Below are 15,063 nucleotides of genomic sequence, written 5' to 3'. Positions count from 1 at the left end.
ACCGTATTCGCGGGTAAACCCGCTCCTACACCTGATCGGGGGTGGACACACATTGGTGATTGGGCGCAGGCCGTGGTGTAGGAGCGGGTTCACCCGCGAAAGGGCCGTCTCAGGCACTGCAGGCTCAGGGGGCAATCTGGTGCAGTTGCCCCAACCGGCTGCGGGTACGCATCAGGTCGGCCAGCGGGCCACCCAGGCTCTCTTCCAGCGGACGTTTACCTATGACAATCACCTGTCGATCCTGGTCATACAGCACATCTACCAGGTTGACGAAGCGCTGCTGAGCCGCCAGCGAACACTCCGAGAGGTCATCCAGCCCATCGATGACCCACTCGTCATAATCCCTGGCCAGCACCAGGTAGTCGATGACCGCGGTGGCCTTCTCGCACAGATCGTCAAAGCCAAGCACCACCCGCCGGCCATCGACGGCCAGCGCCCGCAGCGGGCGCTTGTTCACTTCCAGTATCACCGGGTGTTCGTTCGGCACGTTCAGCGCCTGGCGCTGCGCCGCATCACCCGGCCAGACATAATGGCCCTGGGTAAAACGCTGATGCTCGCGGTTGGCCGGCAAGCTTCGAAAATCGGTGTTGCCACCGACTTCGAGCACTTGCATCGAGCTGTTGATCAGGCGAATGACCGGCAGAAAACGCTCGTGATACAGCGGGTTGGGCAGCAACCCTTCGGGCGCGTAGTTAGAGGTCACCAGCAGGTACACGCCCCGGGCGAACAAGGCGTTGAACAGCCGGGTGAGCAGCATGGCATCGCCTATGTCATGCACGTGGAATTCGTCGAAGCACAGCACCCGGCAACCGCCCACCAGCTCGTCCAGCGTTGCGCCCAGCGCGTCGTCCAGCGCCCGGTGGCGGTGCATGCCCTGGTGCAGGCGTGCAAAGAAGTCATGAAAGTGCAGGCGCAGCTTGGCGGCTATCGGCACGGCCTGGAAAAAGCCATCGAGCAGCCAGCTTTTACCACGGCCGACCGAGCCGTACAGGTACAGGCTGCGCGGTTGGCCTTGTTCAAGCTGCGTCAGTTGTTCGGCCATGCAATGGATTACCCGCCGTTGACCGTCACTCAGCTGATAACCGCGGCTGCGCGCCTTGTCCTCGAACCAGCCGAGCAGCTCGCTCTGTTGATTGGCGGTGCCGCGCAAGCGTTGGCCAAGCTGGCGCAGCGGGGTAGGGATCCAGGCAGACAAAAGCAACGCTCCTTGGGCGATGGTGGGGCAGCCTGCAGCTTGCCCGAGGGCGGCCATTTTGACTAATAGAGAAAGTGCCGGGCAATCATCACTTCTTGCGATAGGTCTGACCGCCTGTTGTACCTGTACGGGCTATGCCTTGCGCTCCAGCTGGCGCTCGATCATGTACTTCACCGCCAGGCGACGCTCCTTGAGGTGGCGCAGGTCTTCGTCGACGAAATTACCGGCCGATATCGATTCGGCAGCCAGTACCTGATTGTCGATGTCCACGTACTCGTCCAGCAGGCGGTCCAGCGCCTTGTCCTGCTGGCGGCGCTGTTGGACGATTTCGCGCGGGTAGTGCAGGTCCTGGTACAGGTCGTGTGAGACAGGCATGAGGTCCTCCTTGGTCAATGCGATGGGCTTACCTGATTGGAAGTGCGGAATGCGATTGTGTTGAAGCGAGGCGGGCGGAAACCGACGGACGGTCGCTGTGCCAGCGCCGAAATGACTAACTCGCTGTTTTTTTGGCATTTTTTTTATCGGGGGGGGTTCACAGACCGAAAGTTTGTTGTTAAAGTGCCGCGCATTCCAAGACAACAACCCAGTTGTCAGTCACTTGGAATTGTCAGAGCAGCAAATGCTGCATCCGATACAGGGGCGTCGCCAAGCGGTAAGGCAGCAGGTTTTGATCCTGCCATGCGTTGGTTCGAATCCAGCCGCCCCTGCCATTTCTCAGATTCAAACGTATTTCACCCGGTGCCAGGAAAGATGAGCACTGGGTTTTCGCGTTTGTGTGGTTTTGCGCGCCACCGCGCCTCCTGAGCGCGGTTCGTGCCGTACCGGGTTACCTGGCAATCCCCAACATTTCGTTCAGCGCCCTGGCCAGCTCATCAGCCTGCACCGGCTTCTGGATCACCAGGCTGCACGGCAGTTCCAGCCCCTGCAACTCCGCATAACCGGTAAGAAACACCACCGGCATGTGGGGGTACCGTTCGCGGGCAGCCAGCGCCAGTTGTGCACCGTTGAACTCGGGCATGGCGAAATCAGTCAGCAGCAGGTCAATATCGTCATCCAGCAAGGCCAATGCCTGTTCGCCGCTGTGCGCCTGGCGCACCTGGTAGCCGTATTGGCGTAACACATCGCCCAGCATGTCGCGCACCAGGTGGTCGTCGTCCACCAGTAGCACCGTGCGATTATGGCCGCTTTCGCTGATCGGCTGACTGAGCGCGGCTGCCACGGGTTCGTTCACCATCTCCTCTTTTACCGCCGGCAGGTATACCGCCACTTCGGTACCGCGACCGAGTGTGGTGTCGATGCGCACGCCGCCACCGGACTGCTTGGCGAAGCCGAATACCTGGGCCAGGCCCAGGCCCGAACCTTTGCCGATGTCCTTGGTGGTAAAGAAAGGCTCGAATACCTTGGCCTGCACGTCTTCGCTCATGCCGCACCCCGTATCGCGGATGCTCAGCATCACGTACTCGCCCGGGTCCGGGTCTTCCGGACGTTGCGGGCGCTTGTCGATACGGGTGTTGCGCGTTGTCAGGGTCAGCTGGCCGCCGTCGGGCATGGCATCGCGGGCATTGATCGCCAGGTTGAGGATGATCATCTCGGTCTGGGTGGGGTCGGTCAGTGCCTGCCACAGGGCCAGGTCAAGGTCCAGGCGCACCGAGACGTTGCCACCCAGGGTGCGGCGCAACAGCTCTTCCAGGCCGGCCAGGGTTCGATTGAGGTTCAGCGGCACCGGCTCCAGACGCTGGCGGCGGGAGAAGGCCAGCAGTTGCGAGGTCAGCTTGGCGCCACGCTCGCCCGCCTCGCGGATATGGGTGAGGCGAGTGCGGGCCTTTTCCAGGTCGGCCTTGGCCAGATCGCGCTCCAGAAAGCTGGCACCGGTGAGTATCACCGTCAGCAGGTTATTGAAGTCGTGCGCCACGCCAGCCGTCAGCTGCCCGACCGCTTCCAGCCGCTGCATCTGCTGCAGAGCGGCCTCGATGCGCTCGCGCTCGTTGATCTGTTCGCGCAGCCGGGCGTTGGCATCTGCCAGGCCCAGGGCGGCTTCGCGCTCGCTGGTGATGTCGCGTGCCACCACGTACAGCAGGGTGTCCTCCGGCACCACCACCCACGACAGCCAGCGTTGCTGGCCGCCGGCATGCAGAATGCGACCGACAAAGCGTGCGCTGGTGCGGCCATGGGAGAGGGCGGCCAGTTCGGTGAGTAACTGTTCCTGGTCGTGTTCCGGCAGCAAGTGCAGCAAGGAGGACTGGCTCAGGCGTTCGCGTGAGAAGCCCAGGCTGGCTTCCCAGGCGGGGTTCAGCGCGACCGGGGTCAAGTCTTTGTTCAGCACGGCCAGCAAATCTTGCGACAGCTCCCAGGCACGATCGCGTTCGCGGGTACGGCGCTCGACCCGCTCGCCGAGCATCTCGTTCAGCTGACGCAGCGCCTGGGTAGCCTGGCGTTGCGTGTGGATGTCCTGCAGCACGCCTGAGAAGCGAACGCACTGATCACCGACGAACTGGCTCTGGCCGCTGCTCAGCAACCAGCGGGGCTCCAGGCCATTGGGTTGCGCGATCCGAAACTCCACGCGGTAATGACCGTCGCTTTCCGGGCGCATGGCATGTTCCACCGCCTCGCGCACCAGTGGCAGGTCGTCGGGGTAGATGCCGGCGTAGAACACTTCAAGGCTCATTTCGGTGCTGGTGGGCAGGCCGAACAAGGTCTTGCAGCGGTCATCCCAAAGCAACAGGCCCTCTTGCGGGCGCAGGTCCCAGGTGCCCATGCCGGCGGCGTCGATGGCAATGCGAGCACGTGCTTCGACGTCCGCCAAGGCCTCTTCGGCGCGGCGACGGCGCTGGCGTTCCTGCACTTCGCTCAGGGCTCGGCGCACGGCTTTGGGCAGTAGTGGCAGGTTCTTCTTCAACACATAGTCGGTCGCGCCCAGGCGGATCATTTCCACCGCGTGCTCTTCGCCATAAATGCCGGACAGGAATATGAACGGAATATCGGGTGCCAGGCGTTGGGCGATGGCCAGCACTTCGGTACCGGACGAGCCTGGTAGCACGCAGTCACACAAGATCAGGTCGTAGTGGGCCTGGCGCAGGGCATGTTCGACACCCGCATGGTCGAACACCAGCTGCGACTGTACATGCAGCCCGCTGCGCTCCAGGCGCATCAGGGTCAGCTCGGCGTCCATCGAGCTGTCCTCGACCATCAGTAGTTTCAACGGCGTTTGATGCATCGTCGCGGCGGCCTCAGTTGCTACCGCGACGGTTCAGTCGCAGTGAGCCGGGTGGCGGTTCGTTTAGCACTGCCCAGAATACCCCGAGGTCGGAGATGGCGGCGACGAATTCCTTGAACTCCACGGGTTTGACCACATAAGCGTTTACCCCAAGCTCGTAGGCACGCAACAGGTCGGGCTCTTCGCGCGAGGAGGTCAGCATCACGGTGGGGATGCTGCGCAGTTCGGCAGTGGCGCGCACTTCCTTGAGCACCTCCAGGCCGTCGACCTTGGGCAGTTTAAGGTCGAGTAACAGCACGGCAGGGTTGCCGTCATCGCGCTCGGCATAGACGTTGCGGCGCAGCAAGTAGTCGAGCGCATCGGCGCCGTCACGCAGCACGATGACCTCGTTGGCCAACTGGCTGCGCTCCAGGGCCAGCAGGGTCAGCTCCAGGTCTCGGGGGTTGTCTTCGACCAGCAGAATGGGCTTGAGCATGATGGTGGCGATGCCTCAGGTAACAGTGTTTCGGGGTAGGGTGAAGTGGAAGCTGGCGCCTTGGTCGATCTGGCCAGTGGCCCAGACTCGACCGTCATGGCGCTCGATGATGCGGCGTACACTCGCCAGGCCAATGCCGGTGCCTTCGAAATCTTCCATGCGGTGCAAGCGCTGGAAGACGCCGAACAGCTTGTTGGCGTAGGCCATGTCGAAGCCCACGCCATTGTCGCGGATGCAGACCTCGGTTTCGCCGGGGTGCTGTACGGCACTGATGCCGATACGAGCAGGGTTGCGGCCGCGGGTGTACTTGATGGCATTGGCTATCAGGTTGTGCAAGGCCATGTTGATGAATGCCGGGTCGCCGATCACCTTGGGCAGCGGCGCGATGTCCCAAACGATTGCGCGGCCTTCGTAATCGGGGGCCAGCTCGCTGCGAATGGCCTCTACCAGGGCGTTTAGGTCGACGTCTGACAGGCGCAAGGCCGAGCGGCCCATCTGCGAGAAGTTGAGCAGGTTGTCGACCAGGCTGCCGGCAAAGTGCGCCGCTTCACCGATATGCTGCAGAAAGCGCTTGCCGCGTTCGCTCAGGCCCTCGCCTTCGATTTCGCCAAGCAGTTCGGTATAGCCGGCGATGTGCCGAAGCGGTGCGCGCAGGTCGTGGGAAACACTGTAGGAAAACGCTTCGAGCTCCTTGTTGGAGCGGCGCAACTCGCCAGCCAGTTGTGCCAGTTCTTCGGCTTTGCGCAGGACAATGCCCAGCACAGCGGTGCGCAGCTCCATCACACCCTCGATCACCAGTGGGTCCCACGCCTGACAATAGCCGCGCAGTTCTTCCTGCCAGCGTTCAAAACTGTGCCGTGGGTCGAGGTTGCCCTGTGGCCCGACCTGCTTGGTCGGCTGGCCGGCCCAGCTGACCGTGCGTATCTGCTCGGGGCGGAACCACAGCAGGTAGTGCGAGTGGATCTGCGAGATGGCCACTGCCAGCACCCCGCCAGCATGGTTTGCCAGCTCGGGTAGCTCAGTGATGTCGCGGCGCAGGTTGTCGCTATGGAACACGCTGTCTTCGTCACGTTGGCCAAGCCAGTGCACCAGCGCGGTCACCTGGGCCTCAGGCGGAGTCTGGCCGATCAGGTCACAGCGCTCGGCCGAGATCACCGCCGCGCCCTGGGCGTCGGCAAAGGCCAGCAGCACGTGGGGCAGGTCGCGCAAGCCATCACTGACACTGTCGTGGTCGGCCATGGACGAGATCATGCGTACGATGTGTTGGCGCAGCGCCAACAGCTTGCGCGTGCTGGTATGGGACTCGCGGGACTCTACCTGCAACGACAGCACGCTGGCCAACAGCTCGCAAGCCGTGCGGGTGCGCAGGTCCACCGGGCGTGGCTGCTGATGGTGACAGGAAATCAGCCCCCACAGCTCGCCGTCGACCACGATCGACAGTGACATCGAGGCCAGCGTGCCCATGTTGCGCATGTACTGCAGGTGCACGGGCGACACGCTGCGCAGTGCAGCGAAACTCATGTCCAGCGCCTTGCCGGTGCGCGGGTTGATGGCGGGCAGCAGTGGCGAGGGGTGATAGTTGGCATCCTCGATCACACGGATGCGGTTGACCCGGTACAGCTCGCGCGCCTGGCGCGGGATGTCTGCAGCCGGGAAGCACAGGCCCGCGTAGCTAGGGTAGCCCGGGTCGGCTACCTCAGCCAGCACTTGGCCGTTACCTTCGGCATCGAAACGGTACGCCTTGACCCGCCCGAAGCCGGTGATGCGCTTGAGCTGCAACACCGTTTGCTGCAGCAGGTCTTCGATACTGCTGGCCAGTTGCAGACTGGCGACAAAGCTGCGGACCAACGGGTAATAGTCACCTTGCCCGGCCAGGTCTGCTGGCAGGCGGGGTGGTTCGAACTCGGCAATCAGCACCTGATCGTGGCAATGGACCAGCAAGTGCAGCAGGGCACTGACGGGTGCGCCCTGGCGCAAGCGCACGTCGCCAATGTGGAATGGGAAGACCTCATCTTCGGGAAGCCGTGAGAGGTGTGCGTGCAGGTCAAAGCCATCGTGAACCAGGTCGGAGAAGTGACAACCGATCAGTTCACGGGCTGGCAAGCCCAACCAGTGCTCGACATTTTCACTGGCCTGCAGTACGCACAGGTCGGTGGCATCCAGCACCAGCAGAAAGCCGTGAGGCTGAATGCTGCCCGGAACCTGGATCGGTTCCTGGGCACAGCGCTCCATGGCGTCTGCCAGTGAGTTGTCTGCAGTCATGATTGAAAAAGCTCCTGTCATGTCTGTCCGTGTACGGCACAGGTGTCTGGCGCAGGACGAGTACGATTCACCCTAACAGAATCCCGGCCCATTTACCGGCTCCTGGCCATTGGAGGCACGGGTTGGCCAGGGGTTCTGTGCGGCACAGGCTTTTTTTGATACCACGGTATCGCTTTGTCGCTAATACAAAAAAATGGCTTTGTGCTACTTCGGCTGCGCTGCCTCGCTGCTACGCTCAGTTCAAGACACCTCGATAAGGATAACAAGGTGACGGAGCGCATGCTGGCCGCGCTGTTCGGCCTGTTGTTCAGCGGCAGTACCGTGGCTGCGGATTTCCTCGTGGAAGTTCGGGTGCTGGTGCAACGTGGCTGCATGCTGGTCAACCAGCCCCGCGATGCGGGAGCCCAGGCCCTGGGGCGAATCGACCTGGGTGCGACGGCGCGCCTGGATGGCCTTGGCGCGCCCTTGAGCGGCGTGCTGCTGAGCCAGCGCCCGCCGCGGCTTGAGTGCAACCCGGATACGCCCTATCAGGTGCGCGTCGATGGTGGCCAGCATGGTGGCGTCGGCGAGCTGCGTTACCTGGTCAGCCACGACCGCCTGGCGCGGCCCATTCCTTATCGCTTGTACCGTGACGCTGCCTGGCGTGAGCCTCTGGCGGTGGGGGTAGCCCTGTCGGCGCGTGTGCCGGGCAGCGGTTCGGTTGAATTGCCGTTGTACGCACGTATCGACAAATTGGCCTGGGTGCCGGAAGCAGGGGCTTACGCCGACCTGCTCAAAGTCACCGTCACCTGGTAGGGACGCCACCATGCACAAGGACGCCATGCCATGAGCCGCACTTCGATCCTGTTGCTCACCCTCGGCCCGCTGCTGATCCCCGGCGGTGCGGTGCATGGCAGCACCACCGGTTTCATCCAGGCACGGCTGGTGATCAGCGCGTCTTGCCAGATCAGCAGCAACGAGACGCAACCGGCTGTGCTGGGTGACCCAGGCGTAATGGACTTTGGCGAGCGCGGTCCGAATTGGGACCAGCCTTTGCGCAGCCAAGTGGACGAGATGGGCGGTGAGGGCAACCTGCAGATCAGTTGCACCCCTGAAGTTCGGGCCTTCAACGTGCGTATCAATGGTGGCCTCAATGGCGACGATGGCATACGCCGCCTGAGTAACGGCCGTGAACTGATTCCATACCAGCTGGCGGTCGACCCAGGCGGTAACAGCCGCTACGGCGTCGGCCAGGCGCGTGCCTTCACCATCAGCAGCAGCCAGCAAGTCCCGATTCCCATCTACGGTGTGGTAGTGGCGCAACCGCGTGCGCTGCCGGCCGGGCTTTACCGCGACACCCTCAGAGTGACCCTGGACTGGTAACCCCGCAAGGAGACCCCGATGCGAACGAACCTTTCATATTGCGTCCTCGCAGGCCTGGGCCTGGCGTTGGCTTCCCAGGCCCAGGCGGCCACGGTAACGGGGAGTATCAGCTCGACCCTGACGCTGACTGCGGCGTGCCAGGTCAATGGCACGTCGGGCACGTCGGGGCTTAACTTCGGTGCCTTGGACTTCGGTACCCATGATGCCTTGTTTGTCACCGCCGAAGCCCAGGTGCTGGGAGGCGGGGGGGGCGCCATGAGCGTTCTGTGCTCTGCAGGTACGGTGCCTGTGATCAAAGTGCGGGCAGGCCTGCATGACGGCCAGTCTAGTGGTGGCTCCCGTGCGCTCGCCGATGGTTCTGGCAACTTTGTGCCGTATGACCTCTATACCGACGCTGGGCGTACGACGTTGCTGGCGGTCGACGACACCATCACCCTGCCGACCAGTACCGGCGCCGCTCAGACGGTCAACCTTTACGGCAAGGCCGTCGGCAAAGCGGGCCTGCCTGCAGGGGTCTACAGCGACACGATTTCGGTCGAGCTGTCGTTCTGACCCATGCGCGGCTGGCTGGCAGGAGGCCTGACTGGCGTCAGCATGCTGTTGGCAGCCCCGTTGGGGGCAGTGACCACCAGTACCTTCACGGTGACGGCGCAGGTTGTCGCCGGGTGCCTGGTGGTGGGGGGTGTCACCAGCTACGGCACGCTCGATTATGGCTCGCAGTCGGCGCTGTCCACGGGGCTGCTCAGCACATCGCTGGGTGGTTCTACCGTGACGTTCCAGTGCACGCCGGGCGTGGCCATGAGCATGAGCCTGGACGGCGGGCAAAACAGTGCCAGTGGCACACGCAACCTGAAGCGCACCAGTGGCACGCAAGTGCTGGCCTACCAGTTGTACCGGGACGCCGCCTATAGCCAGGCCTTGGGGATCGGCCAGAGCGTGGCGGTGAGCTATTCCGACCCGACGGCGATCAAGCTACCGGTGTACGGGCGGGTTCAGCTGACCGGCACGCAGCCGGCAGGGACCTACACCGATGTGGTGCAAGTGACGGTGACCTGGTAACGGCCAGCGCCACCCATGACAAGTGTCTAAGGAGAGCTGCATGCGGGCAGGCGCGAAGTGGACGCGTGGATTGACTGGATTATTGTCGCTGGCAAGCCTGCCGGCCTGGGCGGCCACTTCGGTGCTGATCTGGCCGATCGACCCGGTGCTGGAGGCCGACCAGAAGGCAGGTGCATTGTGGCTGGAAAACCGTGGCACTGCGCCGGCAAACCTGCAGGTGCGGGTATTCGCCTGGCGCCAGGGTGATTACCAGGAGCAGTTCCAGGCGCAGCGCGAGATTATCGGCAGCCCGCCGGTCGCCAACATTGCACCCGGGCAGAAGCAGCTGATCCGCCTGACCCGTACCGGCCCTTCACCGGCCGGCCAAGAGCAGGCCTACCGCATCATCATCGACGAGATTCCGCCCGCCATTCCGGTCGACAAGGCCGAGCCTGGGGCTACGGCGGCCATTCGTTTGCAGATGCGCTATTCGGTGCCGCTGTTTGTCTATGGTGAGGGGCTGTGGGGCAAGGCCGACCCTGAAGGCAAACGCAATGCCGAGGGCGTGGGCAAGCCGCAGCTCAGTTGGCGCCCGGTGACGGTGCAGGGCAAGCCCTACATTGAACTGCGTAACACGGGCCCGGTACATGCGCGGCTGACCGATGTGGTCGTGCAGCAAGGCCGCCAGAGCAAGCCACTGGCTGAAGGCCTGCTGGGTTATGTGCTGCCGGGGGCAAGCATGCGCTGGCCGGCTCCCGTGGCATCCGGCAGCGTCAGCGTGCTGAAGGGCAGGGTCAATGGTCAGCGCTCGGCGGACGCCATCCGCCAAGGCCAATGAGCCAACGGCTGAATGAAGTGCAGGGGCCAGGGAGGACCCGGCAATGGTTGGAAACCGTGTGTGAAATGGCTCCCGGCGACGACGTGCCGCTGGTGCCTGGGGCTGGCCATGGTCGGCCCCGCACTGGTGCTGGCCGACGACTTGCCCCCACCGCCCACGGAGATGTCCGCCATCGCCGAGGCCACCCTTTACCTCGACCTGGTGGTGAACCAGATGCCCAGGGTTGACCTGATACCGGTGCAGCAGCGGGCCGGGCGGTTGTACCTGGACAGCGACGTATTGCGTGCAGCCGGCGTCTCGCTGCCGGGCAACCCCCAGGGGGAGGTGGCCCTGGACAGCATCGCGGGGCTGCACACCGACTACGACAGTCAGAACCAGCGCCTGCTGCTGCAAGTGCCGCCAGCCTGGTTGCCAGAACAGCAAGTGGGTGATCGCAACCTTTACCCGGCCAGCGATGCGCGCAGCAGTTTCGGCGCCTTGTTCAACTACGACCTGTATCTCAACGACACCGATGAAGGCGGCACCTACCTGGCGGCCTGGAACGAGCTGCGCCTGTTCGACAGCTGGGGTACCTTCTCCAGTACCGGCCAGTGGCGCCAGTCTTTCAATGGCGCACAGGCGGACGATACGCGCCGTGGCTTCATGCGTTACGACACCACCTGGCGCTTCACCGACGAGCAGCGCCTGCTGACCTACGAAGCCGGTGACTTCGTGACGGGCGCCTTGCCCTGGAGCAGCTCGGTACGAGTGGGTGGGGTGCAGCTGTCACGCGACTTCGCTGCGCGTCCGGATCTTGTCACTTACCCATTGCCTGCGTTCGCCGGTGAAGCGGCGGTGCCCACGTCGCTCGACCTGTTCATCAACGGTTTCAAGTCCAGTACCACTGAACTGCAGCCAGGGCCGTACACCCTTACCAACGTGCCGTTCATCAACGGTGCCGGGGAAGCGGTGGTGGTCACCACTGATGCCCTTGGCCGGCAGGTGTCGACCACCTTGCCGTTCTATGTCACCAGCAGCCTGCTGCAGAAGGGCCTGTCGGACTACTCGGTGGCCGCCGGCAGCCTGCGCCGTGATTATGGCGTACGCGATTTCAGCTATGGGCCGGGTATTGCCTCGGGCAGCTTGCGCTATGGGCTCAGTGACATCTTCACCCTGGAAACCCACGCCGAAACGGCTGAGTCGCTGATGCTGGGTGGGCTGGGCGGCAACATGCGCGTGGGCAACTTCGGCGTGCTCAACGCTGCCTTGGCGCAAAGCCGGTTCGATGGCGACAAGGGCCATCAGGTCGCCCTTGGCTACCAGTACAACAGCCAGCGCATCGGCTTTGGTTACCAGCGCCTGCAACGCCATGGCGAGTATGCCGACCTGAGTCGGGTGGGCTCCCCGGACATGCAACTGAGCAAAAGCAGCGAACAGGTCACCCTCAGTGTCAACCTGAACGAGTATGGCAGCATTGGCGCTGGCTACTTCGACGTGCGCGCCGGTGACGGTACACGTACCCGGTTGATCAACCTGAGCTACAGCAAGCCACTGTGGGGCAGCAGCAGTGTGTACCTGTCGGCCAACCGTGAAGTGGGTGACAGACAGTGGGCGGTGCAGGCGCAGTTGGTGATCCCGTTCGACCTGCACGGCACATTGGCGCTGAGCATGGAACGCAGCCATGAAGGCGAGACCCTGCAACGGGTCAACTACAGCCGTGCGGTGCCAGCCGGTGTCGGCGTCGGTTACAACCTGGGCTATGCCGCAGGCAGCGACCGTGATGCCTATCGCCAGGCCGACGTCACCTGGCGCCTGCAATCGGTGCAATTGCAGGCCGGTGTGTATGGCAGCAGCGGCGACATGACCCGCTGGGCCGATGCCAGTGGTTCTCTGGTGTGGATGGATGCCGGCGTGTTCGCCGCCAACCGTATCGATGATGCCTTCGTGGTGGTCAGCACCGCAGGTTACGCCGATGTGCCGGTGCGTTATGAAAACCAGGAGATCGGCCGCACCGATGCCAAGGGGCACTTGCTGGTGCCTTACAGCAGCGGTTACTACCGGGGCAAGTACGAGATCGACCCCATGAACCTGCCACCGGATGTCCTCGCACCGGACGTTGAGCAGCGTGTAGCGGTGCGACGGGGCAGTGGCTACTTGCTGGAATTCCCCCTCAAGCGCGTCATGGCGGCCAGTGTCGAATTGGTGGATGGCAACCAGCAGGTGCTCAAACTGGGTAGCCGTGTCACCCACGCAGAGAGTGGTACGCAGGCGGTGGTGGGGTGGGACGGGTTGGTGTACCTGGAGAACCTGTCGTCGCATAACCGCCTTCAGGTAACGCTTGAAGGGGGAGGAAATTGCGAAGTGTCGTTCGACCTGCCTGAGGCGCAAGGCTCGATCCCTTTGATTGGTCCGTTGGTGTGCCGATGAATGCCTGGCGGTGGGGCCTGGTGGCGAGCGTGCTGCTGTTGCCGAGCAGTACGGCCTGGGCGCTTTGCTCGTCGGTGGCCACGCTGCCTGCAGCGTTTGGCAGCCTTAATTCAACGCAGGTTCGCAACACGGTACAGACGGCTTCCAGCCTAAACTCCGGGTTGCAGTGCACCGGTTCACTACTGACCGTGCTCAGCAGCGGTGATCATTTCTATGCCACGATCATGCCCGCCTCGGGTGGCCTGGTCGGCCCGACAGGCGATGTCATTCCCTACACGCTCTATGCCGACAACACCACCCGCTACCCGATTACCCGGGGTGTGGCCTACGACTTCGCCCGCAACGGTATCCTCGACTTGCTGGGGCTGCTCGGCGGTACCACGCCCAAGGCGGTGCCGATCTACATGCGCACCCAAATTGGCAGCAATGTCGCGGCCGGGTTGTATCAGGAGGCCCTGACCGTGGCCTGGAACTGGGATTATTGTTCGGGTATTGGCGCGTTGGGGATATGCCTTGGGCGTGACACCGGCTCGGGTAGCCAGATCTTGAACGTGAGCCTGACGGTGACCAACGATTGCCAGATCACCACCCCTGACATCAGTTTCGCCAGTGCGCCGGTGGTGGCGGGGTTCGGCACGGTGAGCCAGGGCATAAATGTGTCATGCACCAAGGGCAGCAGCTACACGGTAGGGCTGGGTGACGGACAGAACGTGTCCGGTGGGCGGCGGCGGATGAAGTCTTCGGCCAACAACTACCTGGCCTATGACATTTTCAAAAGTGCCGGGACCGTGCGCTGGGGGGCGTCAGGGGCTGCCAGGCGTTCCAGTACGGATGCCGACATCAACCCCGGCGTGGGTACCGGCACGGGTAGCCAGGTGTTCAACTACAACGCCAAGGTCTATACCGATCAGGCGACACCGCCGGCTGCGACCTATACCGACAGTGTGATACTGGATGTGCAGTTCTGAACCCGTCATCCGTGCGGCAGTCAATACCCCCGAAGGAGCCGCCGCGTGTCGCGACGGGCTGCTTCTTCAGGGGCACGCAAGGCGGGGTTCAGCGCAAATCGTCTACCATGTTGGCCAGGGTCTCCAGCACCGCTCCGGCCAGTGCCTTGGAGCGCGCCCCCGACCACCCGGTGACTGCATCGGGCGCGTCGTCATGGTCCTTGAACGGCATTTCCAGCGTCAGTGACAGGCAGTCATGGGCCATGCCCACCGCATTGCAGGCCAGTGTCGTATTCGCCTGTCCGGGTTCGTCACGGGTATAGCCATGCACCGTCTGGAAGTCGCGGGTCAGGCTGCACAAGGTGCTACGAAACTGCTCTTCGAGCTTGGCCAGCCGAGGGGTGTAACCCGGGTTGCCCTCGCATGCGGCCGTGAACACGTGGGGGATCTCTTCGTCACCGTGCACGTCGATGAAGGCATCCACACCGTACTGCTTCATCTGCGCCTGTGCAAAGAACACTTCCGGGCTGAATTCGACGCTGGCGTCCTGCCAGGCGCGGTTGAGGTCCTTGCCCTTGAAGTTGGTGCGCAGGTGGCCGAGGAAGGCGCCGTCGGGGTTCATGTTGGGGATCAGGTAAAGGTCGGCTTTGGCCAGCAGCTGCTGGACCACTGCGTCGTTGGCCTGCAGGCGGTCGATCACGCCTTCCATGAACCATTCGGCCATGTGCTCGCCCGGGTGCTGCTGGGCAATCAGCCACAGCTTGCGTTTGCCTTCGGCACCGTCACCTGCCCGCAGCAGCGGGATATCGCGGCCCTGGATACTGCGGCCGCAGGCCAGCAACTCGACCCCGGGGAGTTCGCGGGCACGTTCGATCAGCTGGTTGTGGCGGGCCCGCGGGTAGGGCTCGAAGTAGGCGAACCAGATCTGGTCCTGTTCAGCCTTGACCTCGAACGATAGCGCCGTACCGTCGAACTGGCTTGGCACACGGAACCAGCGCTGCTGGTCGTAGCTGGCGACCGCGTTGTAGCCGCTCCACGCGTTCTTGTACGAGGAGCCGGAAGCGTTGTCCAGGCTGAAGCGATGGACCTGCCCCGGTGTCAGCCCGCTGACCTTGAAGTGGAACCACTGGTAGTGGCCGCTGTGGGTGTCCGGGCGAATGGCCAGGTGTACCTGGGCCGGGTTGCTGGCATCCAGTACCTGTATGTTGCCGGAGTCGAAATCGCAGTCGATCTGCAGGGGGGACAGCGTCACGGTCATGTGCCGGGCTCCTTTGCGGGCATTGTTGTAGGGGTACTGTATACGGCTTGGCGGGGATGCTGTGCAAG

13 protein-coding genes and 1 tRNA gene are annotated in these 15,063 nt (G+C 63.2%); 8 read left to right on the top strand and 6 right to left on the bottom strand.

Annotation, left to right across the window (positions count from 1 at the left end):
* Positions 1–124: 124 nt before the first annotated feature.
* Both zapE and INQ47_RS18580 read right to left on the bottom strand, forming a co-directional pair.
* Positions 125–1,195, bottom strand: coding sequence for a cell division protein ZapE (zapE, locus tag INQ47_RS18585; RefSeq protein WP_404702300.1), 1,071 nt, complete (start codon positions 1,193–1,195; stop codon positions 125–127).
* A gap of 132 nt (positions 1,196–1,327) precedes the next feature.
* The gene (locus INQ47_RS18580; protein WP_020193386.1) at positions 1,328–1,570 is read right to left on the bottom strand and encodes a hypothetical protein; all 243 of its coding nucleotides are present in this window, start codon (positions 1,568–1,570) and stop codon (positions 1,328–1,330) included.
* 260 nt (positions 1,571–1,830) lie between these two features.
* Between INQ47_RS18580 and INQ47_RS18575 the strand changes: the two genes are divergently transcribed.
* Positions 1,831–1,905 (top strand) — tRNA-Gln (locus tag INQ47_RS18575).
* Positions 1,906–2,021: 116 nt separating this feature from the next.
* On the opposite strand, the gene INQ47_RS18570 is transcribed toward INQ47_RS18575, so the two are convergent.
* The 3 genes from INQ47_RS18570 to INQ47_RS18560 are packed head-to-tail and all read right to left on the bottom strand — an operon-like array spanning position 2,022 to position 7,146.
* A complete protein-coding gene (locus INQ47_RS18570) occupies positions 2,022–4,409 on the bottom strand; it encodes a response regulator (RefSeq protein WP_404702299.1) in 2,388 nt (795 codons plus the stop codon).
* A gap of 13 nt (positions 4,410–4,422) precedes the next feature.
* A complete protein-coding gene (locus INQ47_RS18565; protein ID WP_021782864.1) occupies positions 4,423–4,884 on the bottom strand; it encodes a response regulator in 462 nt (153 codons plus the stop codon).
* A 15-nt stretch (positions 4,885–4,899) separates the two neighbouring features.
* Positions 4,900–7,146, bottom strand: a complete 2,247-nt coding sequence (locus INQ47_RS18560; RefSeq protein WP_404702298.1) for an ATP-binding protein — start codon at positions 7,144–7,146, stop codon at positions 4,900–4,902.
* Positions 7,147–7,413: 267 nt separating this feature from the next.
* Here INQ47_RS18560 and INQ47_RS18555 point away from each other — a divergent pair, with 267 nt between their 5' ends.
* The 7 genes from INQ47_RS18555 (at position 7,414) to INQ47_RS18525 (ending at position 13,758) form a co-directional block, all read left to right on the top strand.
* Positions 7,414–7,941, top strand: a complete 528-nt coding sequence (locus tag INQ47_RS18555) for a spore coat U domain-containing protein (protein ID WP_404702297.1) — start codon at positions 7,414–7,416, stop codon at positions 7,939–7,941.
* Positions 7,942–7,971: 30 nt separating this feature from the next.
* The gene (locus INQ47_RS18550; protein WP_404702296.1) at positions 7,972–8,508 is read left to right on the top strand and encodes a spore coat U domain-containing protein; all 537 of its coding nucleotides are present in this window, start codon (positions 7,972–7,974) and stop codon (positions 8,506–8,508) included.
* Between the two features lie 18 nt (positions 8,509–8,526).
* A complete protein-coding gene (locus INQ47_RS18545) occupies positions 8,527–9,060 on the top strand; it encodes a spore coat U domain-containing protein (RefSeq protein WP_404702295.1) in 534 nt (177 codons plus the stop codon).
* Between the two features lie 3 nt (positions 9,061–9,063).
* A complete protein-coding gene (locus tag INQ47_RS18540; RefSeq protein ID WP_020192458.1) occupies positions 9,064–9,567 on the top strand; it encodes a spore coat U domain-containing protein in 504 nt (167 codons plus the stop codon).
* Between the two features lie 40 nt (positions 9,568–9,607).
* The gene (locus tag INQ47_RS18535) at positions 9,608–10,384 is read left to right on the top strand and encodes a molecular chaperone (RefSeq protein WP_404702294.1); all 777 of its coding nucleotides are present in this window, start codon (positions 9,608–9,610) and stop codon (positions 10,382–10,384) included.
* A gap of 108 nt (positions 10,385–10,492) precedes the next feature.
* The gene (locus INQ47_RS18530) at positions 10,493–12,790 is read left to right on the top strand and encodes a fimbria/pilus outer membrane usher protein (protein WP_404702332.1); all 2,298 of its coding nucleotides are present in this window, start codon (positions 10,493–10,495) and stop codon (positions 12,788–12,790) included.
* Positions 12,787–13,758 carry a spore coat protein U domain-containing protein gene (locus INQ47_RS18525; protein WP_404702293.1) on the top strand — a complete coding sequence of 324 codons (972 nt, stop codon included), beginning with the start codon at positions 12,787–12,789 and terminating at the stop codon, positions 13,756–13,758. The genes INQ47_RS18530 and INQ47_RS18525 overlap by 4 nt, the downstream gene beginning before the upstream one ends.
* An 88-nt stretch (positions 13,759–13,846) precedes the next feature.
* On the opposite strand, the gene INQ47_RS18520 is transcribed toward INQ47_RS18525, so the two are convergent.
* On the bottom strand, positions 13,847–14,995 hold the full coding sequence (locus INQ47_RS18520; protein WP_252459358.1) for a M14-type cytosolic carboxypeptidase: 1,149 nt from the start codon (positions 14,993–14,995) through the stop codon (positions 13,847–13,849).
* Positions 14,996–15,063 lie beyond the last annotated feature (68 nt).

Origin of the sequence: Pseudomonas sp. 3HC3, assembly GCF_044904505.1 — a bacterium.
Lineage (GTDB): Bacteria > Pseudomonadota > Gammaproteobacteria > Pseudomonadales > Pseudomonadaceae > Aquipseudomonas > Aquipseudomonas putida_Y.
The sequence above is the reverse complement of the archived record's forward strand: the minus strand, read 5'-3'. Positions and strand labels throughout refer to the sequence as shown.